General features: G+C 74.4%; 16 protein-coding genes. 6 read left to right on the plus strand and 10 right to left on the minus strand.

Features of this window, described 5'->3' with window-relative positions:
* Positions 1 to 11 precede the first annotated feature (11 nt).
* The 3 genes from IRY44_RS25665 to IRY44_RS25675 all read left to right on the plus strand — a co-directional run bounded on the left by IRY44_RS25665 (position 12) and on the right by IRY44_RS25675 (position 3,569).
* Positions 12 to 332, plus strand: a complete 321-nt coding sequence (locus tag IRY44_RS25665) for a YbaB/EbfC family nucleoid-associated protein (protein ID WP_194802791.1) — start codon at positions 12 to 14, stop codon at positions 330 to 332.
* A 119-nt stretch (positions 333 to 451) separates the two neighbouring features.
* Positions 452 to 1,087 carry a response regulator transcription factor gene (locus IRY44_RS25670; protein WP_194802792.1) on the plus strand — a complete coding sequence of 212 codons (636 nt, stop codon included), beginning with the start codon at positions 452 to 454 and terminating at the stop codon, positions 1,085 to 1,087.
* A 1-nt stretch (position 1,088) separates the two neighbouring features.
* Entirely contained in the window at positions 1,089 to 3,569 is a 2,481-nt protein-coding gene (locus IRY44_RS25675) for a hypothetical protein (protein ID WP_194802793.1), read from the plus strand.
* Positions 3,570 to 3,573: 4 nt separating this feature from the next.
* On the opposite strand, the gene IRY44_RS25680 is transcribed toward IRY44_RS25675, so the two are convergent.
* From IRY44_RS25680 to IRY44_RS25695, 4 genes are all read right to left on the minus strand, one after another.
* Positions 3,574 to 5,598, minus strand: coding sequence for a BREX system ATP-binding domain-containing protein (locus tag IRY44_RS25680; protein ID WP_194802794.1), 2,025 nt, complete (start codon positions 5,596 to 5,598; stop codon positions 3,574 to 3,576).
* Complete coding sequence (locus IRY44_RS25685; protein ID WP_194802795.1) at positions 5,595 to 7,787, minus strand: BTAD domain-containing putative transcriptional regulator; 2,193 nt, start codon at positions 7,785 to 7,787, stop codon at positions 5,595 to 5,597. The genes IRY44_RS25680 and IRY44_RS25685 overlap by 4 nt, the downstream gene beginning before the upstream one ends.
* Before the next feature lie 287 nt (positions 7,788 to 8,074).
* Positions 8,075 to 9,307, minus strand: coding sequence for a cellulose binding domain-containing protein (locus IRY44_RS25690; protein WP_194802796.1), 1,233 nt, complete (start codon positions 9,305 to 9,307; stop codon positions 8,075 to 8,077).
* A 222-nt stretch (positions 9,308 to 9,529) separates the two neighbouring features.
* On the minus strand, positions 9,530 to 11,521 hold the full coding sequence (locus tag IRY44_RS25695; protein WP_194802797.1) for an acyl-CoA dehydrogenase: 1,992 nt from the start codon (positions 11,519 to 11,521) through the stop codon (positions 9,530 to 9,532).
* Between the two features lie 170 nt (positions 11,522 to 11,691).
* Here IRY44_RS25695 and IRY44_RS25700 point away from each other — a divergent pair, with 170 nt between their 5' ends.
* Genes IRY44_RS25700 through IRY44_RS25710 form a run of 3 tightly spaced genes read left to right on the plus strand, consistent with a single transcriptional unit; the run spans position 11,692 to position 16,749 of the window.
* Complete coding sequence (locus tag IRY44_RS25700) at positions 11,692 to 13,413, plus strand: ABC transporter ATP-binding protein (RefSeq protein WP_194802798.1); 1,722 nt, start codon at positions 11,692 to 11,694, stop codon at positions 13,411 to 13,413.
* Complete coding sequence (locus IRY44_RS25705; RefSeq protein WP_194802799.1) at positions 13,410 to 15,191, plus strand: ABC transporter ATP-binding protein; 1,782 nt, start codon at positions 13,410 to 13,412, stop codon at positions 15,189 to 15,191. The genes IRY44_RS25700 and IRY44_RS25705 overlap by 4 nt, the downstream gene beginning before the upstream one ends.
* Positions 15,192 to 15,225: 34 nt before the next feature.
* On the plus strand, positions 15,226 to 16,749 hold the full coding sequence (locus IRY44_RS25710) for a class I SAM-dependent methyltransferase (protein ID WP_194802800.1): 1,524 nt from the start codon (positions 15,226 to 15,228) through the stop codon (positions 16,747 to 16,749).
* 44 nt (positions 16,750 to 16,793) lie between these two features.
* Here the strand turns inward: IRY44_RS25710 and IRY44_RS25715 are convergent, their stop codons facing one another.
* Genes IRY44_RS25715 through IRY44_RS25740 form a run of 6 tightly spaced genes read right to left on the minus strand, consistent with a single transcriptional unit; the run spans position 16,794 to position 21,882 of the window.
* Complete coding sequence (locus IRY44_RS25715; RefSeq protein WP_194802801.1) at positions 16,794 to 17,483, minus strand: LysE family translocator; 690 nt, start codon at positions 17,481 to 17,483, stop codon at positions 16,794 to 16,796.
* Entirely contained in the window at positions 17,476 to 17,865 is a 390-nt protein-coding gene (locus IRY44_RS25720; RefSeq protein WP_194802802.1) for a hypothetical protein, read from the minus strand. Before IRY44_RS25720 ends, IRY44_RS25715 begins: the two co-directional genes overlap by 8 nt.
* Positions 17,856 to 19,115, minus strand: a complete 1,260-nt coding sequence (locus IRY44_RS25725) for a lysine N(6)-hydroxylase/L-ornithine N(5)-oxygenase family protein (protein ID WP_194802803.1) — start codon at positions 19,113 to 19,115, stop codon at positions 17,856 to 17,858. Before IRY44_RS25725 ends, IRY44_RS25720 begins: the two co-directional genes overlap by 10 nt.
* Entirely contained in the window at positions 19,115 to 20,158 is a 1,044-nt protein-coding gene (locus IRY44_RS25730; RefSeq protein WP_194802804.1) for an FAD-binding oxidoreductase, read from the minus strand. The genes IRY44_RS25725 and IRY44_RS25730 overlap by 1 nt, the downstream gene beginning before the upstream one ends.
* Positions 20,151 to 21,509: a class I tRNA ligase family protein gene (locus tag IRY44_RS25735; RefSeq protein ID WP_194802805.1), complete on the minus strand. Its 1,359-nt coding sequence runs from the start codon at positions 21,507 to 21,509 to the stop codon at positions 20,151 to 20,153. Before IRY44_RS25735 ends, IRY44_RS25730 begins: the two co-directional genes overlap by 8 nt.
* A complete protein-coding gene (locus IRY44_RS25740) occupies positions 21,502 to 21,882 on the minus strand; it encodes a cupin domain-containing protein (RefSeq protein ID WP_194802806.1) in 381 nt (126 codons plus the stop codon). The genes IRY44_RS25735 and IRY44_RS25740 overlap by 8 nt, the downstream gene beginning before the upstream one ends.
* Between the last annotated feature and the right edge of the window lie 130 nt (positions 21,883 to 22,012).

The raw sequence follows: 22,012 nt of genomic DNA on the forward strand, positions 1-22,012 counted from the left end.
AAAGGCCCGGCATGCAACCCGAGTCCAAGCCCGTTCCTCCCTCGTTCCAGGAGTTCATGGAGAACGCGCAGCGCCTGGAGGACCAGATGCGCAACGCGCAGTCGGAGCTGGAGCGGGCGATCGTCACCGGCCGCTCGCAGGACGCCACCGTCGTGGTCATGGCCAGCGGCCTCGGCAAGGTCCAGACCGTCCGGGTCGACCCCCGGGTGTACGAGCAGCGTGACGCAGCGTCGTTGCAGACGGCGATCATGGAGGCGATCCAGGCCGCCGCCGCGAACGCCGGGAAGCTTGCGACGGAGAAGATGGGCCCCGTCGAAATCAATCTTCACTGACTGAAAAAAGTCTGACCAGCGGTTATGGGCAGATCTTCACGGCTTGGCGCCTTCGGGAAAGAGAGTGTGGAGATTTCCTGAAGGACTCTCCATGAGACTGTCAGCCCCTACTGACAGTGATGGAGATGGCTGTGGAGCAAGTTGCCGTCTTTGTGCACGCGCCCGACCCGCTGACCCACACCGGCCTGACCGCCCACCTCCGGTCCCGCTCCGACATCACGCTGCTGGACAGCGCGGACCGGACGCGGGCGCAGGTTCTCGTCGTCGCCGCCGAGCGGCTCACCACCGACGTGATCGCGATGCTGCGCCTCGCGGCGACCGAGATCGGCGCCCCGGTCGTCCTGATCACCACCGAGGTCAGTGAACAGGAACTCCTCACCGCCGTGGAGTGCCGGGTCGTGGCCGTCCTGCCACGCGCGGCGGTCACCGCCGAACGCCTCGTGCACAGCGTCCGGGCGGCCGCCTCCGGCGGCGGCGTGCTGCCCCCGAACCTGGTGGGCGAGCTGCTCAAGCACATCGAACGGCTCCAGCGCGACGTGCTCAACCCCAACGGGCTCAACGCCTCCGGCCTGACCGCGCGCGAGATCGACGTGCTGCGGCTGATGGCCGAGGGCTTCGACACCAACGAGATCGCCGACGAGCTGCGCTATTCCGAACGCACCGTGAAGAACGTCATCTACGGCCTCAACCACCGGCTGAAGCTGCGCAACCGCTCGCACGCGGTGGCCTACGCCCTGCGCTCCGGCATGATCTGAAGTGATCACGCGCCACACCGTGGGCAACGCCCTGGTGCTGCACGCCAGCGAGCGGATCAGCACGGAGGCCCGTACGGTCGCGCTGTCGGTGGACCGGGATCCCGACAACGACATCGTGATCCTGGACCTGCAACACGAGCTGCCGTTCGACATCTGGGACACGGTCGCGACCGAGCTGCGCCGGCAGCGCCTGCGCCGGGGCATCCGGCTGGTGGTGTGCGGCGCCCGCCCGGAGACCGGGGCGCTCGCCGGCCAGTGGCTCTCCGACCGGCTGGGCCGGCCGGTGATCGCCCCGTTCGGACGGATGATCCCGGGCGCGGCGGGCCTGCTGTTCGTGCACGCGACGGATCTCGGCGGCTGGGTCTGCTACCGGCGCGGCCACACGCCGGTCTGGCAGTCGAAGCGCTATCCGGTACCGGCCTGGGACGGCGCCGCCGTCGACCACCTGACGATCAGTTCGACCTGCGCCGCCGAGCCGCTGCCCGGCGGCGTCTGGCTCCGGGAGAGCCGCGACGAGGCCGCCGTCGCCGTACACGGAAGTCACCTCACCTCGACGATGCCGTGCCTGCCGGACGCCATGCCGGTCCTGGTCGGCTGCCCCGGGACGGCGCCGCTGCGTCTGGACGACATCGCCCGGTTCTGGCGCGGCCTGGCGCCCGAGGGGCGCGAGCACGCCCGCTTCGTCCAGTACGGCCCGGTCGCGCTGCCCGACGGCGAGCCGTTCGGGCAGGCGCTGGCCGACCTGCTGCGCTGCCCGGTGCGGGTCTTCACCGGCGTGCCGAGCGGCCGCCCGGACGGCCCGGCCCTGTTCACAGTCGACGCCGACGGGCGGCCCGGCTGGCAGGTCTTCGCCGAGGAACTGGCCTACCGGCCCCGGGAGACGCTCGGGGCGAAGGCGGTTACGCCGCGCATCCTGCGCCACCGTGCGCCGCCGGAACTCGGCGAGCCGGTCGGTCCGCGCGTCTACCGGTACGCCCACGACGCGGTGGTCGAGGTGATCCCGTCCGGCCTCTGGCTGCGCGCCCCGGAGCCACCCCGGCACGCCGACCGGATCCGCGCGGTGCCGGTGGACCCGAACCGCGTCCGGCTCGTCGTGGACGACCCGGCGCCGGCCGTGGCGGACCGCCACCGGGAACTGGCCGGTGACCTGGCCGCGCGGCTGGACCCGGCGACCCGCAAGCGGGCGGCGGTGCAGCCGTCCTCGCTCGTGGCGCCGGGACGCCCGGGGCTCTCGGCACGCGGGATCGAGGCCGGGACGTACCGGCACACGACGGGTCACGCCGCCGGACTGCCGCCCGCGCCGTCGGTGCCGGCACCCGTCCCGGAGCCGGTGCCCGTCGCCGTGGCGGGCCCGCCCGCGCCGTCGGCCGCCGAGGTGGCCGCTGCCGTTCCCGCAGTCGCACGTCCCGCCGCCCCGCCGGACACGACCCTGCCGGACGGCTCCGGGCTTCCCGGCCCAGGGTCGGAGGCGGCCGGGCTTCACTCGGCGGGGACGAACGTGGCCGGGCCGCACGTGGCCGGGCCTCACGCGGCCGGGCCGGTCGCGGCCGGGCTGAGCGCCGTCGGGGCGGAGGCGGCCGGGCTCGACGACATCGGGCCGGACGCGAACGGACCGGATGCGACGGCGCGGGACGTGGCCGGGCCGGTGCTCGGCGGCGGCGCGGGCTGGGCGACCAGCCCGACGATGACGCTGCCGGTACACCGCCCCGCACCGGCGCCCGTCCGCTTCCAGCGCACCCCCGGCGACGACGCGCGGGGCGTACGCCCCGGCCCCGACCTGGACGAGGAGCGGACCTGGTTCCGGCGGGCGTTCCGCCGCGAGATCGCCGCCGTCGCCGCGGACGTGGCGGACGTGCTCGCCGCGCATCCGGCGCTCGCGGCCGGCGCCGGCGCGGTGGAGTACGCGACAGCGGTCCGCCTCTACCTCTCCGCCGCCGGTGACGGCCTCGACCAGGCGCTGCGGTCCGCCGAGCCGGGCGGGCACGTGCCGTTCGCCAGGTGCGTGTCGGCGGGCGTACGCCGGTTGCCGGTGCACCGCGGCGTCGCGTACGCCGGCGCCGAGCTGACCACTGCGGACCTGCGGCGGATCGCGCAGCGCCGGGTGCTCACCGACTGGGGCTTCACAAACGCGCTCGCCGAGCCGCCCGCCGACCTGCCGGGCACGGTCGAGGTGCTGATCTGGTCGGCCACCGCGCGGCGCACGGCGGCGTTCGAGACCGGCGACGGCGTCCCGGCCCGGGTCCTGTTCCTCCCCGGTACCGCGTTCACGGTGCTCCAGGTGCAGGAGCCGGACGCCGGTGCCCCCGCCCGGCTGCTGGTGCGGGAACTGGCGGTGGAGGAGCCGCCGGTGGAGGGGCGGGTACGCTTCGACGCCCTCGCCCTTGCCGCCCTGCGCCAGCATCTGGCGCGCCGCACCGGCCCGGGTGCGCCGGTCCCGGCAGCAGCCGCCCGCCGGTTCGTGGGCGTACCGGGGCTGCGCTGAGGCGCTACCGGTCGAGACCGTCGCGCAGCGCGGTGAGCGTCGCCCGCTGTGCCGGCGGCAACCGGTGCCCCGCCAGGGCCCGGCGTATCAGCTCGCGGGCCGCCTCCGGGGCGCGCCGGGACAGCTCGGCGCCGTGCGCGACCAGCCAGTCCACCAGCCACTCGTCCACCTCGGGCGGCCCGGCGAGCAGGTGGTCGGCGATCCGGGTGACGTCGCCGCCGTTGTCCGCGAGCGCCTGTGCCGCGTGCCGGTGCAGCGTCGGCCGCAGCGCGGCGGGGATGCCGCCGGCGAGCGCCCGCCGCAGCACCGGCTGCCGGAACGCCAGCTCGCTGCCCGCGTCCACGAGGACGTCGGCGGCGACCGCCTCCTCCAGCTCGGCCATCAGGTCGAACGGCGACCGCCCGGTGACCGCCGCGACCTCGGCGACGGCGAACTCGTCGCCGAGCAGGGCGGCGTAGCGCAGCGACTCCCGGGCGCCGGGGGAGAGGTGGTCGAGGCTGGCCCGCACGGTGTCCAGCAGCGCGCGCGGCATGTCGTCGGCCCGCGCGTCGACCTCGGCGAGCCCGTCGACGACGCGTACCCCGTCCTCGGCGACGAGGCCGCTGACCAGTTCCCGGGCGTACAGCGGGTTGCCGGCGGCCAGCGGCGCCAGCGACCGCAGCGTGGCGCCGGGTGGCACGCCCACCGTCCGGCCGAAGATCTGCTCGATGTCCGACGGGGGCAGGGGGGTGAGCCGGATCAGGTGCCCGTCGCGGGTGCTCACGCCGCGCCGTACCCGGGCCAGGTCGCGTCGGCCCGGTTCGGGCCGGGCGGTCGCGACGAGCAGCAGCGGCAGCCACCGGGTCAGCGCGGCCAGCCGCTCCCAGGCCAGCAGGCTCACCTCGTCGGCCCACTGGAGGTGGTCGACGGCCAGCACCAGCGGGCCCGTCGCGGTGAGCCCGCGGACGTGGTCGAGCACCCGGTCGACGGCAGCGGCCGGGTCGTCGTGCGGCGCGTCCTCCAGACGCAGCGCGCGGCGCATCACGTGCAGCGGGATGCGGCTGCTGAGTTCCTCGGCGCTGCCGCGCGCGACCCGGTGGCCCCGGGCCCGCGCCTCGTGCAGCGCCGCGTCGAGCAGCGCGGACTTGCCGATGCCCGGCTCGCCCTCGATCCACACGATCGCGCTGCGGCCCTCGCCCACCGCGTCCAGCAGGTCGCGCAGCAGCGCCAGTTCGGCGTCGCGTCCGACCAGGCGTCCCCGTCCCGGTACGGTCGGCGCCGCCACCGCTGCCGGTGCCACCGGTACGGGCGGCGCCGGCTCGGCGAGGATGCGGCTCTGCAGTTCGCGCAGGGCCGGGCCGGGCTCGACGCCGAGTTCGTCCACCAGCACCCGGCGCGCCGCGTGGAAGACGTCCAGGGCCTCGGTGCCCCGGCCGGCTCGGTGCAGCGCGCGCATCAGCAGCTCGTGGAACGGCTCGTGCAGGGGATGGTCGCGGACCAGGGCGGTCAGGTCGGCGATCAGCGCGTCGTCGTCGCCGGCCAGGGCCAGCCGGGCCCGCCGCTCCGCCGCGGCGATCCGCAGCTCGGTCAGGCGGTGCCGGTCGAGGTCGGCGAAGAGTCCGGTGACGTTCGCGTACGCCTCGCCCCGCCAGAGCGCGAGCGCCTCGTCGAGCAGGGCGACGGCCTGGCCGGGCCGCCCGGCGGCAGCGGGCTCCACCGCCGCCTCGCACAGCGCGTCGAACCGGTCGGCGTCCAGCGCGCCCGGTTCGAGGCGCAACGTGTACCCGGCCCGGCCGGAACGCAGCAGCCCACCGGCCGGGCCCAGGGCGCGCCGCAGACCGGAGACGTAGGTGTAGATGTTGCCCACCGCGGCGCTCGGCGCCGACTCGCCCCACAGCGCCCGGATCAGCTCGGCGCGGGTGACCGGGCGGTTGGCGTTCGCGGCCAGCATCGCGAACAGGGCGCGCCGCCGGGCCGGTCCGAGGTCGATCTCGACCTCGCCGTTCCAGGCTCGTACCGGGCCCAGAACGGTGACGCGCAGTCTCCTCACCGCTGCCCGACGACCGCCGGGCCGACGTCCGCCGCCGGCCCCTGCGGGCCGGCGATCCGGTTCATCTCGGCGCGCGTCGCGGCGTCCCCGGTGTGCGCCGACACCCAGGTCGCCTCGGCACCGGCGGGCAGTCCGCAGCGGTGCAGGACCCGGGCAAGTTCCGCGGTGAGCAGCTCGCGGGACGACGCGGAGAGGCCGGGCGAGGCGACGGCGTGGCGCAGCACCGCGATCGCGGGCGCGGGTGCGGTGGCGCCCAGCTGCGCGGCGTGCGCGGTCAGCCAGTCCTGCACCCAGGCGTCGACCGGCACCGGCCCGGCCAGCAGCTGGCCCGCGATCCGGCCGAGGTCGCCGCCGGCTTCGGCGAGCCGCTGGGCGAACTGCCTGTGCATCAGCACGCGCAGCGCGGTCGGGATCGCGCCGCGCAGGACCCGGCGGATGACCGGATGCCGGAACCGCAGGCGGCGCCCGTCCTCGACGAGGATCCCGGCGGCCAGCGCCTCCTCCACCGCCGGTACGAGTTGCGGCGCCGACCTGCCGGTGACCGCGGCGAGGTCGGCCACCAGGTAGTTGTTGCCGAGGAACGCGATCGCCCGCAGCAACTGGCGGGTGTCGTCGGCGAGCGGTTGCAGGTGCCGGGAGACCGCGTCGGTCAGTTCGGGGCCGGGCGTGTCGGCGGTCCGGCCGTCGTGGTCGGCGAGCACGAGATGCCGCAGGTAGTACGGGTTCCCGGCGGCGGCCGCGACGAACGAGCGCACGGTGCCGGCACCCGGGCCGGGTGAGCGGGACCAGTCGCGTACGAGCGCGGTCGCGGTGTCGTCGTCCAGCGGGCCGAGGTCGACGAGCGTGGTGCCGTCGCGGGGCAGCACCCGGCGCAGGAGCCGCACCTCGTATCCGGCCGGGACCGGGCGGGCGGCGGACACGAGCAGCAGTGGCAGCCGCGTGGTGAGCTTGTGCAGCGCGTGCCAGACCAGCAGCGACATGTCGTCGGCCCACTGGAGGTCGTCCAGGACCAGCAGCAGCGGCCGTTCGGCGCACCGTTCGACCACGAACCGCTGGACGGTGTCGATCACGGTCATGGTCGGTGGCGCCCCACCGGAGCAGGCGTGCAGCGAGGCGGGCAGGCCGTCCGCGTCGTTGCCCAGGGAGAGGCACTCCAGCACGATGCTCAACGGCATCCGGTACGCCAGCTCGTCGCCGACGGCCCAGCCGACCTGGACGCCGAGCGGTGCCGCGCCGCTGAGTCCTTCGGACAGCAGCGCCGACTTCCCGATGCCCGCCTCGCCGCTGATCCAGACGCTGCCACCGCGCCCGTCGGCCAGGCCGGTGACCGCCGACCGCAGCCGGGCCAGCGCCGCGGAACGGCCCCGGAAGCCGGGGTGCCCTGCCGGGGCCGGTCCCGGGCCGCGTACCGGGGCCGCGGTGGCGCCGGACAGCTGGTCGTGGATCTGCCGGACGGCGGCGGCGGGTTCGGTGCCCGACTCCTCGACCAGCCGGTCCCGCAGCGTGACGTAGAGCGCGAGCGCCTCGGCGGTACGGCCCTGCGCGGCCAGCGCCCGCATCGCCACCGCGTACAGGCTCTCCCGGGCCGGGTGGCGGTCGACGAGCGTGAGCAGGCGGTCGACGACCTCGGCACCGCGTCCGAGGCCCAGCATCAGTTCGGCCTGCCGTTCGACAGTTGTCAGGTACAGCTCGCCGAGCCGGATCCGGTGGCCGGCGGCCCGTGGTCCCGGTACGCCGACGAGCGCCTCGTCGCCCCGCCACTGCGCCAGCGCGGCGTCCAGCGCGGCCAGTTCACCGGCGGTGTCCCCGGCGGCGCGGGGCGCGCGGCTGCGTTCGCGCAACCGCTCGAAGCGGTGCACGTCGACGGCGTCGGCGTCGAGGTGCAGCCGGTAGCTGCCGCCCTCGGAGGTGAGCACCCGGCCGGAGGACCACCTGTCGCGGTCCGGTTCGAGCATCCGGCGCAGGGCGGAGACGTACGTGTAGAGGTTGCCGGTCGCGCTGGCCGGCGGGTCGTCACCCCAGACGGCGGTGATCAGCTCGTCCCGGGACAGGCCCCGCTCCGGGGTGAGCGCCAGCGCGCTGAAGACGGCCCGGCGCTGGGCCGAGCGCAGTGGCAGTTCCCGCCCGGCGTACGTGATCCGGAGATTGCCCAGCAAGCGGACGTCGAAGCCACTGCACTGTGCCGTCATGCCGTCCTCGTGGTGACCGGATATCTGCCTCGGTGACAACCGTTCGGCGGAACCCTAGCCCAACCATCAACCATGTCAACTTCGTGTGGATGGCGGAAAGGCTTACGGCACAGGACTTCCTGGTGCATGCGGCGTTCAGCTCGGCCCGCTGCCGGTGGTGCTAGCAGGCAGTCTTGCCGGGCCCTGTGCGGACCGTCCACGACGGACCGGTCGGCGGCCGGGGGCGTGGCGAGACGATACTCACCTCGACGGGGCCGGCGTCCGGCGCCGGCCCCCGTCGAGGTGGCTCAGCTTCCGGCGCAGGTGGCGGTGGCTCCGCCGCCGGTTCCGGTGCCCTGGAATCCGAAGGTGGTGGTCTGCCCCGCGGCCAGTTGTCCGTTGTAGCTCTGGTTGGCCACGGTGACGGTGCCACTGGTGCCGCTGGGCACGCCGTTCCACAGCGAGCTGATCGCGGCGCCGCCGGGCAGCGTGAGCGTCACGCGCCAGCCGGTCAGCGCGGCGCTCCCGGCGGTGACCGTCACGCCTGCGACGAAGCCACCGTTCCACTGGTCCTGGACGGTGTAGACGGCGGTGCAGGAGGCCCCGCCCGGCGGTGGCGTGGTCGGCGGCGGGGTCGTGGGCGGCGGGGGCGTGGTGGGCGGCGGGGTCGTGGGCGGGGGAGTGGTGGGCGCCGGGCCGTCCAGCGTCAGGTTCTTCTGCTGGACGCTCCACTGGGTGCGGCACAGACCGCAGTCGGGGCCGACGAAGTTGGCGCCGGCGCTGATGTCGCCCTTCAGGCGCCACTTGAGGTAGAGCACCGCGACCCGGCCGAACTCGCCGCCGTTGGGCTGGTCGTACGTGCCGCCGTGCCCGACGTTCAGGTTGCCCATGAAGGCGGGCAGCCCGGCCGGCAGCTTGCCCCAGTCGTCCATCGCGTTCGGGTAGGCGATGTCGCTGGGCCCACCGATGAAGTACGCGATCGGCTTGGTCAGGCGCCGCAACTGGTAGTCGTCGGCGTCGTTGAGCAGGCCGCTGCTGAAGATGCCGGTGGTGGTGATGCGCGGGTCGTTCGAGACCGCGTACGCCTCGACGCCGCCACAGGAGAACCCGGCCACGGCGATCTTGGTGGTGTCGATCCGGTTGTAGTACTTGCTCCCCGACCGGGAGTTCTCCGCCACCGCCCAGTCGATGGACTGGGTGAGCATCTGCGCGCTCGTGGAGCCGGAGCCGTTCGGTGCGCCGTTGGCGATGGCGAGGAAGCCGTGGGAGGCGATCTCGCGCAGGAAGTTGCCCTGCGACAGCCCGTTCGCCGAGCAGGCACCGTTGCCCCAGACCAGGACGGGAAGGCGCTCGGACGGGAGCGTCTGGGGACGGAAGATGGTGTGGTTGGGCAGGCTCGACGAGGTCTCGTAGTCGGCGGGGTAGGGCCCCGAGCCGCCGATCGCGGCGCCCGCGGGTGTCGCGCCGAGCGCCACGACCACGGAGGCGAGCGGGACGATGGCGGCCGCCAGCGCCGCGTAGATCTTCGATCTTCTTCTCATGCGTCCTCCAGGGGACGTCGTGACGGCGCTCCCTGGACGGTGGTGGTGGCGGTGTGCCGGCCACGTCGGTGTGGCGCCGCCGCGATGCGTCCCAGCGGAGGGACCGGCGGGAGCTTTTGCAGTTACTATCACCGCCGTAACGAAATGTGTCAATACATGCCGGTCGATGTCTGCCGCCGGTTCGGCTACCGGTCCGCGGCCGGGAGCCGTGGCGCCGGCCGGCTATGCGGCGACCGCCTGCGGGTCGCCCGTGGCGTCGTGGGCGGCCATCCTCTCCTGCCGTTCCGGCTCCTCGCGCAGGATCGCGGCGTGCAGCCACGCATCAGGGATGGCGAAGCCGTCCACAAGCGTGCGCATGTACGGGCGCAGCTCCTTGAGCAGCCCGTTCACCACGCCGGTGATCGCCTTCGACCGGGCCGGGGTGAGCCGGCCGTGCTCCAGCAGCCAGCCCTTGTTCGCCTCGATGACGCTCAGCGCGTACAGGTCGCAGACCCGGGACAGCAGCTCCTTGACCGCCGGGTCGGCGGTGGCGTCGATGCCCGCGACGAACGCCTCCAGGGTCACCCGGTCGACGTGCGCGGCGGCGACGGCGAGGACGTGGTCCTGCACGTCGTTGAAGATGTCGAACGGACGGTCCTTCTTGGTGGAGGCACCACCGCGCAGACGGCGGACCGCGCTGTCCAGCAGGTGCTCCTCCCGATCCTCGAACACCTTGAGCTGCCAGCCCCGGTCGGTGACGGCGACCTCGTCGTCCCGGCCCGGCACCGCGCCGACCAGCCGCGCGATGAGTGCCCGCGCGGCGGTGCGTTCCAGCACCATCTCGCGTACCTGCTCGGCCACGAACGAGGCGCGCCCCCAGCCGTCCAGCGAACCGAACTCGTCCCGGTAGCCGGTCAGCATGCCCTTGGCGACCAGCTGGAGCAGGACCGTGTTGTCGCCCTCGAACGTGGTGAACACGTCGGTGTCGGCCTTGAGGCTGGGCAGTCGGTTCTCCGACAGGTAGCCGGCGCCGCCGCACGCCTCCCGGCACATCTGGATGGTGCGCGTGGCGTGCCAGGTCTGCGCCGCCTTCAGTCCGGCGGCCCGGGACTCCAGCTCCCGCTGCCGGTGCTCGTCGACCGGCCCGTCGCCGCCCTGGATCTCGTCGAGTGCGGCGACCAGCTCGGTCTGGGCGAAGTGCAGCGCGTACGTGGTGGCCAGCGCGGGCAGCAGCTTGCGCTGGTGGGCCAGGTAGTCGTTGAGCAGCACCTCGCGGTCACCCTCGGCGTCGCTGAACTGGCGGCGGATGTCGCCGTACCGCACCGCGATGGCCAGCGCCGCCTTGGTGGCCGCCGACGCTGCGCCGCCCACGCTGACCCGGCCCCGCACCAGCGTGCCGAGCATGGTGAAGAACCGGCGGGAGTCGTTCTCGATCGGGCTGGAGTACGTCCCGTCCTCGGCCACCTGCGCGTACCGGTCCAGCAGCATGTCCCGCGGCACCCGTACGTGGTCGAAGCTGAGCCGCCCGTTGTCCACGCCGAGCAGGCCGGCCTTGGGCCCGGCGTCGCCGATGGTCACGCCGGGCATCGGGTTGCCGTGCTCGTCGCGGATCGGCACCAGCCACGCGTGCACCCCGTGGCGGCGCCCGTCGCTGATCAGCTGGGCGAAGACCACGGCCATCCGCCCGTCCCGGGCCGCGTTGCCGATGTAGTCCTTGCGGGCCGCCTCGTGCGGCGTGTGCAGGTCGAAGGTCTGCGTCTGCGGGTCGTACACGCAGGTGGTGCGCAGTTGCTGTACGTCCGATCCGTGGCCGGTCTCGGTCATCGCGAAGCAGCCGAAGATCCGGCCGGAGACGATGTCCCGCAGGTAGGCGTCGTGGTGCCGCTTGGTGCCGAGCGCGGCGACCGCGCCGCCGAACAGGCCCCACTGCACGCCGGCCTTCACCATGAGTGACAGGTCGACCTGCGCCAGCATCTCGGTGGCGACGATCGAGGCGCCCACGTCGGACCGGCCGCCGTACTCGGCCGGGAAGCCCGCGGCGATACCCAGCTCGACCGGGAGTTCGCCGAGCAGCCGGGTGATCCGCTCGCGCGCCTGGTCGCCGGTCTCGCCGTAGACCGGCAGGAACCGTTCGTCGAGATGTTCGCGGTGAGCCCGGCGGACCGCGGCCCACGGTCCGTCGAGCGTCTCCTGAAGGCGGGCGATGTCGATGCGGCCGGACGCGTGATCGAGCATGGTCGCTCCTCGGGGCAGCGGACATATGGGTGCACTCTCGGCCTGATCAACATTACCGGCGGTCACCGTGCCCCGCTGGCGGAGGCCGTGGTGAGCCGTGCCACCCGACTCGGTCACCGCGCGTGCTGAGGTTAGGCTGTCCTCACTTCGAGCACTGGAGGCCTCCCCTCGTGTCCCCGCAACCCGCCGCCGGCGTCGTCACGGCCCGGTACGTGCTGCGTCAGGCGTTGCGCCGCCAGCGACGGCCGGTGCTGATCGGCGTGACGCTGCTCGGCCTGCACCAGGTCGCCGAGGCGCTCGTGCCGGTGGCGATCGGCGTCATCATCGACCGCGCCGTGGTGACCGGCGACCCGTGGGCGCTCGCGTACTCGGTCGCCGGCCTCGCCGCCCTGTTCGCCGTGCTGGCGTTCGCCTACCGCAACGGTGCCCGCCAGGCGTTCGCCGCCGTCGAACGGGAGGCGCACCTGCTCCGGGTGGAGATCGCCGAGCGCGCGCTCGACCCGCGCGGGCACCGCTCCGGGCTGCGCGACGGTGAACTGCTCTCGGTCGCCGCCTCCGACGCCGAACTCTCCGCGTACGTGGTGCGGGTCGCCGGGTTCGGTGTCGCCGCGGTGACCGCGCTGACCGTCGCGGCGACCGCGCTGCTGGTCATCGACATCCCGCTCGGGCTCGGCGTGCTCGTCGGCGTACCCGTGCTGGTGCTGGTGCTGCAACGGATGGCGCCGCTGCTGTCCCGGCGCAGCACCTCCCAGCAGGAGGCCCTGGCGGAGACCACGGCGCTCGCCGTGGACCTCGTCTCCGGCCTGCGCGTGCTGCGCGGCATCGGCGCCCAGCACCACGCCGCCGGCCGGTACGCCGCCGCCAGCCGCAACGCGCTCGCCGTGACGCTGCGCGCCGCGAACACCAAGGGACTGCACCTCGGGCTCACCACCGCCGCGAACGGCCTGTTCCTCGCCGCGGTCGCCGGTGTCGCCGGCTGGCTCGCCCTGCGCGGCCGGCTCACCATCGGCGAGCTGGTCACAGTGGTCGGCCTCGCGCAGTTCATCGCCGAGCCGGTGCAGACCATGGGCTGGTGCGTGCAGCTGTTCGCGATGGCCCGCGCCTCCGCCGCCCGGGTGGCGCGCGTGCTCGGCGCCGAGCCGCTCACCCGGCCCGGCGACGCGCCCGCCCCGGCCCACCCGGACGGGCCCCGGCTCGCCCTCGACGACGTCGGGCACGCCGGACTGGACGGGGTGAACCTGCGCGTCGGCCCCGGCGAGGTGGTCGGCGTGCTCGCGTACGACCCGGCCGACGCCGAGGCGCTGGTGGCGCTGCTGTCCGGGCGGGTGCCGCCGGACGTGCGCCGGGGCACCGTGCGTGTCGACGGCGTGCCCGCCGACGACCTGCACGTCGACGCGCTGCGCGGCACCGTGCTCGTCGAACCGCACGACGTGACGCTGTTCGAGGGCACAGTGGCGGCGAACCTCGCCGCCGGCGCCCGTACCGACCAGGCACGGCTGCACGCCGCCGTCCGGGCGGCGGCCGCCCAGGACGTGGTGGACGCGCACCCCGGCGGCCTCGACCACCGGCTCGTCGAGCGGGGCGCGAACCTCTCCGGTGGACAGCGCCAGCGGCTCGGACTGGCCCGGGCGCTGCACGCCGACCCGCCCGTGCTGGTGCTGCACGACCCCACCACCGCCGTCGACGCGGCCACCGAGGCGCAGCTCGCCGACGGGCTGGCCGAAGCGCGCCGGGCGGCGCCCCGGGGCACGCTCCTGATCACCAGCAGCCCGGCCCTGCTGCGCATCACCGACCGGGTGGTGGTGATCGCCGACGGCCGGGTGGCCGCCGAGGGACCACACGAGCGCCTGCTCGCCGAGGACCCCCGCTACCGCGAGGAGACGCTGCGGTGACCGCCGAACCGCGTACCCCCGGCCGGACGTTGCTGCCCGTCGCGTCCGCCCGCCAGACCTGGACCACGCTCGTCGCCCGGTTCCGCGACCGGCCCGGCCTCAGCGCCGCCGCCGCGACGGTGCTCGTCGCCGCCGCCACCGGTGGCCTGGTCGCACCCTGGGTGCTCGGCCGCCTGGTCGACGACGTCATCGCCGACGCCCCGGCCTCCCGGATCGCCGGCCGGGTGGCGGTGATCGCCGCCGCCGCCGTGCTCACCGGCCTGCTCACCGCGCTCGGTGCCGCGCTCGCGGCCCGGCTCGGCGAGACGGTGCTGGCCCGGCTGCGTGAGCGCGTCCTCGACCGGGCGCTGCACCTGCCGTCCGTGACGCTGGAGCGGGCCGGCACCGGCGACCTGCTGGCCCGCGTCGGCGACGACGTGGCGGTGGTGACGAACGTGATCGCGGTGAGCGGCCCGGCGTTCGTCGGCGCGCTGCTGTCCGTCGTGCTCACCGTGTTCGGGCTGGTCGCGCTGGACTGGCGGCTCGGCCTCGCCGGGCTGGTCGCCGCGCCCGCGTACGCACTGGCGCTGCGCTGGTACCTGCGGCGCTCGATGCCGTACTACGCCCGCGAGCGGGTCGCCACCGGTGAGCGGACGCAGGCGATGGCCGGTGCGCTGCGCGGCGCGGCGACGGTGCGCGCGTACCGGACCGAGGACGCGCACGTGGCAGCGATCGCCGAGCGGTCCGGCCTCGCCCGCGACCTGTCGCTGGAGATCTTCAACCTGCACACCCGCTTCGGGCTGCGGATCAACAGGTCGGAGTTCCTCGGCCTGGCCGCGGTGCTCGTGGCCGGTTTCCTCCTGGTCCGCGACGACCTGGTCACCGTCGGCGCGGCGACCACCGCCGCGCTCTACTTCCACCGGCTGTTCAACCCGATCGGCCTGCTGCTGATGGAGTCCGACTCGGTGCTGCAGGCCGGCGCGAGCCTCGCCCGGCTGGTCGGCGTGGCGAACCTGCCCGACACCGCACCGGCCACCGCGTCCGCCCCGCCCGCCGGCCCGCGCGGCCCGGCCGCGCTGGACGTCACGGTGCGCCGGCACCACTACGACGACGGGCCGCTGGTGCTCGCCGACGTCGAGCTGCGCCTGGCACCGGGGGAGCGGGTCGCGCTGGTCGGCGCCAGCGGCGCCGGCAAGAGCACGCTCGCCGGCATCGCCGCCGGGATCATCGCGCCCACCGACGGATCGGTACGCCTCGACGGCGCGCCGCTGACCGCGACGGACGAGGCCACCTCCCGGCGGGACGTGGCACTGGTCAGCCAGGAGGTGCACGTCTTCGCCGGCCCGCTCACCGAGGACCTGCGCCTGGCCGCCCCGGAGGCGACCGACGCCGAGCTGCTCGACGCGCTGGAGCGGGTCGGCGCCATTAGCTGGCTGCGTGCCCTGCCGGACGGGCTGGCGACGCCGGTCGGTGAGGGCGGCCACCGGCTCACCGCCGCGCAGGCCCAGCAGGTCGCCCTGGCCCGGCTGGTGCTCACCGCGCCCGCCGTCGCCGTGCTCGACGAGGCGACCGCCGAGGCGGGCAGCGCCGGGGCCCGCGACCTGGACCGGGCGGCCCTCGCGGCCACGCAGGGGCGAACCACGCTGATCGTGGCGCACCGGCTCAGCCAGGCGGTGAGCGCGGACCGGATCGTCGTACTCGACCACGGCCGGATCGTGGAGCAGGGCACGCACGAGGAACTGCTCGCCGCCGACGGCCGGTACGGCCATCTCTGGCGTTCCTGGCGCGTCCCGGTATGATCACCGCCCGCTCCACCGCCCAGGCGAGGTGACCATGACCGACCTGCCGACCCGCTTCGTGCTGTTCCCGGGGCGGCACCACCTGCTGACCCGGTTCCAGGCCGACTACCTGAGCCGGCTCGCCGGCGACGAGGCCACAGTGGTCTGGGCGGTGACGTCGGCCAACCACGAGAACACCAGGCGCAACCCCGTCGCGTACCACAGGCGGGAGGCCGCGATCGAGCGGTTCAGCGTGCTGACCGGGTTGCGCTCGCTGGCCGTACCGATCTTCGACACCGCGTACACCGACGCGTTCGCCGAGGTCACGCTCAAGAGCATCGCGGTGGCCACCGGACTCGAACTCACCCCCGCCGACACCGTGGTGGCCTGCTCCACGCCGGAGGTCGCCAAGCTGTACGAGCGGCTCGGCTTCGCGATCGCGCAGGTCGAGGCCGACCCGGACCTGCCCGAGACCCCGGAACGGCCGTGGGACGTGCTGCTGCGCCTGGCCGCCGGCGACGAGAGCTGGCGGTCGCTCACCCATCCGGCGACGATCGACGTGTTCGAGCGCTACCGCCTGGTCGAGGCGATCCGGTCGGTGGTCAACGACCCGCTCGTCGGCGACGAGGGCGGCCTCACCGTCACCCGCGACTACCGCACCTACGTGGAGGCGTTCGCCTCGGCCGCCGAACGCAAGTGGGACTCGGTTCGCCGGTACGTGCAGCCCGGCCGCATCGTGGACATCGGCTGCGGGGCGGGTGCCGTCCTGGAACTGGCCGACCGGGAGGCCACGCTGCGGGAGAGCGACCTGATCGGCGTGGAGGTGGCCCGCCACCTCTACCAGGAGTGCCTGCACAAGAAGGCGCAGGGCGTGTTCCGCAACGCCAACGTCTACTTCTTCCACCGCAACGTCCTCGGCGGCGCGGTGTTCAAGGACCGCTCGGTCGACACCACGCTCACCTTCGCGCTCACCCACGAGATCTGGTCGTACGGGCGGCAGCGGGAGTCGCTGCTCCAGTTCGCCCGCCGCATCCACGACCACACGGTGCCCGGCGGCGTCTGGATCAACAGCGACGTATGCGGGCCGGACGAGCCGGACCGGCCGGTGATCCTGCGGCTGACCACAGACGACGGCGACAACCCCGCCTCGCCCCGCCGTGACCTGGCCGATCTGCCCTCGGCCGAGGTTCGGCGGTACGTCTCGAGACTGTCGACGCGGGCCCGGCTGGACCAGTTCGCCGTGGACTTCGCGTTCGGCTTCGACTACGAGCCGCTCGCCGACGGCGCGGTACGCCTCGGCCTGGGTGCGGCGATGGACTACCTGACCCGCAAGGACTACACCGACAACTGGCTGTCGGAGACGAAGGAGCAGTTCTGCGGCCTGAGCTTCGCCGACTGGTCGGAGCTGCTCGCCGAGGTGGGCTTCGAGATCGGCCCCGCCTCGGCGCCGGTCCGCAACGACTGGGTGATCGACAACCGGATCGCACCGGTCGCGTCCCTGACCGACCTGGACGGCCGGCCGCTGGACTGGCCGACCACCCACGTCCTCACCGTCGCCCACCGCCCGCGCAACGCCTGACCCGTGGGCGCCCACCGGACCGGCGGGCGCCCACGGGGTGCGGCTCAGTGGCTCAGCGCGATCCGTACCGCCAGGACGATCAGGATCAGCCCGGTCAGCCGTTCGATCACCAGCAGCACCGACGGCCGGGTCAGCCAGGGCTGCAACCGGTCGATGAGCAGGATGTAGCAGGCCCACCAGAGCACCGCGAGGCCGATGAACGTGGCGGCCAGCACCGCCGTACGGGCCGCCGCGCCGTCGCCGGGCTTGACGAACTGCGGCACGAACGAGACGTAGAAGACGACCACCTTGACGTTCAGCAGCTGGCTGGTGACGCCCATGACGAACGAGCGCCGGGCCACGTGCGGCTCGTCGTCGGCCGGGACGTCCTGAACCGGCGCGGCGGCCCCTGTGCCGGCCCCGCCCGCGCCGACCGGGGCCGGCTGCGCCACCGGGGCGCTCCGGCGGGGCCGGGTGGCCCAGAGGATGGTGCCGCCCAGGTAGAGCAGGTACAGCGCACCGGCGACGCGCAGCACCGTGTAGAGCGCCGGCGAGGACACCAGCAGGGCGGACAGGCCTGCGGTGGCGAGCGAGGCGTGCACCAGCGCGGCGGCGAACAGCCCGGCCAGCACCACGAACCCGGCCCGCCGCCCGTACCGCACGGTCTGCCGGGTGACCAGGGCGAAGTCGACGCCCGGCACGATGATGATGAGCAGGCTCGCGACGACGAAGCTGACGATCTGGATGTCAGACACGCTGCTCCTCCCTCGCCTCGACGGGGGCCGGGGCGGCCTCCTCGATGACCGAGACACCGCTGTCGCGGCGCGGCCCGTGCCGGCGCCACTGCTCGCGCAGCCGGATCCGGCCGTCCGGCAGCCGCTCGGGCCGCGACTCGCACTCGCCGACCACGATGCTGCCGTCGGTGAGCACCTCCACGTACGCGAAGCGCACCACGCCCTGCGCGTCGCAGGTGCCGGCGAGCCGGCCGTGCCGTACCGGGCCGCCGGAGATCTCCGCCCAGACCAGGTCGCCGCGCTGGTGGTAGTGGCCCCGCAGCGGGTCGGCGTCACCGGCGTGGTCGACGGAGACGAAGATCCGGTCGTCGTAGTCGAACGATGTCATCGCGCTCACGCCCATCGGGTGCTCAGGTAGTCGTCGCGGAACCGGCAGACCGTACGGCCGGCGATCGAGTTGAGGATCATCGCGCTGCGGATCGGCAGGATGCTCAGGTTGGAGTCGACGAGCCCCTGGACGTACCGCCCCCGGTTCAGCACGAAGATCTTGTGGTCGTCGGCGTGCTTCCACCGGATCGAGTAGTCCGACTCGATGACCGGTTCGCCGCGCTCGTCCAGGTCGATCAGCGCGGTCAGCTCCGGGTCGAAGGGCAGCGGCGCCTGCCGGCGCCCCGCCGCGACGACCAGGTTCACCGCCCGGTGCCGTTCCTCGCCGCTGCCGGCGGTCAGGCACTCCAGCTCGACCTCCCCGTCGAGCTGCCGGGCGCCGGTCACGGTACGGCTCGGCATGATCGTCACCGGGAACCGGCCGGTGCGCAGCCGTTCCTCGTAGTTGTGCTGGTAGATGCCGCGCAACGTGCCGGGGGAGATGCCGTCGCTGGTCAGGATCTGGCCGGAGACGAGGCGTTCCCGCACGTCCCGGGACAGGGTGAGGAACGCCTCCTGGTAGGCGGGCCGGTACAGGTCGTTCGCCGACGGCGAGTCCTCCAGCGGGGCGAACCACGACCGCCGTCCGATCCACCTGATGTCGCGGCACCCGCGGGCGAGCAGCGCCGCGACGCACTCCGCGCTGGTCTGGCCGCTGCCGATCACGATCCACGGCAGGTCCGGCTCGTCCGGCACGGTGGCGAGGCGCTGGTGCAGCTCGTCGGCGACGAACAGGTGGCGCGGGTCGAGGGCGTCCAGGAACTCCGGTACGAAGGGGACGGTTCCGCTGCCGAGCACCAGGTGCCGGGAGCGGGCGACCTCCGCACCGCCGCTGCGGCTGACCAGCGCGCCGTCGAACTCCACCCGGTCGACGCGGGTGCCGTACGTGATGCGCGGCAGCTGACCCGCCGCCCACACCAGGTACTGCTGGTACTCGATCCGGGGGATGGTGTCGAACCCGGCGCCCAGCAGGGCGTACACCCGGCCGGTGGTGACCAGGTAGTTGAGGAACGACAGCGGGTGGGTCGGGTCGTAGAGCGAGACAAGATCCTTGACCCAGCCGGTCTGCATGCGGACGCCGCTGTGCAGCATCCCGTCGTGCCAGCCCGGCCGGTCGCGGGCCTCGAACAGCGCGATGTCGTGCGGCGCGAGGGTGTCGTACATCGCCGCGAGGCTCAGGTTCGCCGGCCCGGCGCCGATTCCCACTGTGTGAAAGGTCTGCGTCATCAGTCTTCCTCTGTCTGGCCGTGGGGGACAGGGATCGCGGTTCGGGTGTTCAGCAGGGCGGTGGTGGCGAGCCGGCTGGCGGCCAGGACGGTCTTGGCGGCGCCGCCGCTGCCGCCGGTGAAGGTGTGCACCGCACCGGACACATGGCGCAGGGCCAGGCCGGCGGGGTCGCTGTAGCAGTCGGCGGCGCTCACCGGCGGGCCGGCCGGTCGCGGATCCAGGCCGGGCAGCCGCCGCGCGGCCACGGTCAGGACCCGTGCCGCCAGCGCGGCGTCCGGCTCCGGGGCCGGCGGGTCGACGTCCCACCTGTCGCTCGGCAGCCCGAGCAGCACCCGCCCCGGACCGGCCGGCCGGCCGTAGAGGCCGCTGGTCTCGTCCACGAAGCACGGCAGGTCGCCGCGGCCGGTGACGTGGTGGGCGTACTGGATGTGCTTGGTGCGCAGCGAGGCCGGCAGCCCGGCGGCGCGCAGCAGGCGCGGGGTCCAGGCCCCGGCGGCCACGACGACGAGGTCGCCGGTGAGCCGGCGGCCGTCGCGCAGCTCGACCACGCGGTCGTCGAGGCGCGCCACCGGTGTGGTCTCGGTCCGGCCGAGGCCACGCAGGACGGCCCGGCGCAGCCGGTCCGGATCGAGGTAGCCGGCCCGGTCCTCCCAGATCCCCACCGTGCCGTCCGGGAGCCCGGCGAAACCGAACCGCTGGGCGACCTCGCCCCGGGTCAGCACCTCGGCGCCGTCCACGCCGGCCGCCGACCCGGCGTCGAGCAGGTAGAGCGAGCCGGTCCGCCGCCACCCGGCCGCGGTCGCGAGGGACGGATCGGCCAGCAGTTCGGCGAGGCTCGCGGCGGCGAGGGACCGGGCGGCCGGATCGGGCTCGAAGGCCCGCACCAGCCCACCGGACGCGGCCGTCGCGTCGGCGGGCCGCCCGTCCGGACCGCCGCCGTGCGGACCGATCAGGACCGCGTCGGCGCCCGCGTCCCGCAGCCGCCGGGCGAGCAGGACGCCGCTCACGCCCGCGCCGACGACGAGCACGCGCGGCTCACCCATCCGAACCCGCCGGTTCCGCGCCGCCGACGACGCCGAGCAGGCGGGCCGCCCGCTCCGGCGCACCGGGGTACGCGGCCAGCGCCGCCCGGACCGCGGTGGCCGGGTCGAAGTGCTCCGGCCGCAGCGCCTGCTCACCGCGCGTCAGCTCGGTGTCGGCGAGCATGCCGTCCAGCCCGGCGGTGGTTCCGGCGACTGTCGCGGCGTACCGGGCGGCGAACGCCTCGTACGCCTCCGGCCGGAAGTCCGACTCGTAGCTGTCCGGCCGGTCCCAGCTCAGGAACGCCCGGACCACCGCCGGGTCCTCGGTGGCGAGGAACTCGTGCGCCCAGATCGCGTGCTCGCGGCTGGTGGAGAACTTCGCGCCGGTGAGCCGGTAGAACTCGTTCACGACCAGCCCGGTCGGCCGGTCGGGCAGGCCGGCGGCCAGGTGCAGGGCCGGGATGAGCAGCGCGTAGTAGAACGCGTTGTCGACCCCCAGGAAGATCCACTGCTCGTCCACGTCCCGCCACGCGTCGAGGTACCCGGCCAGCGTGTCCGCGTCCGGCCGCAGGTGGCGGGCGGGCAGCACCAGGTTGGCCAGGGCCATCTCGGCCCAGACGTCGACGCGCAGGCCGTCGTCCCACTCGATGCCCCAGTCCGTCGGGTACGCCAGCGGCACCTCCGGCAGCCCGCCGTCGAGGTACGACGCGACGAGGCGCCGCAGCCGGGGCGGCAGCACCGCGCGCGACCAGAACTCGGCCAGCCGCTCCCGGTGCTCGTCGAGCCGCAGCACCGGGACCGTGTGCGTGACCGGTTCGGGCTCCGCCTCGCAGCAGGTCGAGCGCGCGCCGACGAGGTTCGCGGCGGTGCAGAACCCGCCGCAGCCCTCGCAGGTGCCGCCGTTCGCGCCGGCGCCGCAGGCCGGGCAGCGCCCGGCGACCCGCACGTGGTGCAGGGTCCGGCGGCAGGCCGCGCAGGCGCGCAGCGACACCGGGGCGACCTCCACCACCTTCGCCTCCACCAGTTCGGTGAGCAGGTGCGCCACCGCCCGGCGGTAGCCGGCGTCGGCAGACGGGTCGGCCATCACGTCGTACCGGATGCGCGCGGCGCGCAGCGCGGCGTGGATCGACGAGCCGTAGCGGGCGACGGTGTCGGCGGGAGTCTCGCCCCGCGCCTCCGCCCGGGCGAGCACGTAGTTCTGGTGCGCGTCCAGGCCGCACTGGGTCACCACCCGCCGGCCGGCGGCACGCAGCGCGCGGGCCGCGATGTCCCCGGCGACGTACGGGCCGCTGAGGTGCCCGAGGTGCAGTGGCCCGTTCGGCGTCGGTGGCGGCGTCACCACCAGCACCGCGCCGGTGGCGGCGTCAGTCACGGCCGGCTCCGTCGTCCGCGCCGGGCTGCGCCGAGTCGCCGGGCCGGGGCATCCAGTAGATGCTGAGGATGGTGAGCGGCTGCTCCGGCGAGGGGTTGTGGATGACGTGGCTCTGCTCGGGTTCGAGCAGGATCACGCCGCCGGTCGGCACCTCGACCTTCTCGCCACCCGCCTCGTAGATGGCCGTGCCGCGGGTCACCACGGCGAACTCGACCTCCGGGTGGATGTCCTCGCTGCTGCTGCCACCGGGCGGGATCACGCACCACATGGCGTCGAACGGCAACGGGCCGAGATCGCGGTACTGCGTCCAGCGGCCGATCCGGATGCCGTACTCGTCGGTGAGTTCGGCGGTGTCGCTGACGTACCTTCGCATGTTCGTCCTCCTGGTCGGCGCGCTGCCCGCCGGGCCCGCGCCGGACGGGTCTGAGGTTTGCGGAGAGTGACCGGAAGTGCTGCTTCTGCGACGCTGCACCGATGCCGGGAAGCGCCCGCCTCGTCGACCG

Source organism: Micromonospora sp. ANENR4, assembly GCF_015354395.1.
GTDB lineage: Bacteria > Actinomycetota > Actinomycetes > Mycobacteriales > Micromonosporaceae > Micromonospora > Micromonospora aurantiaca.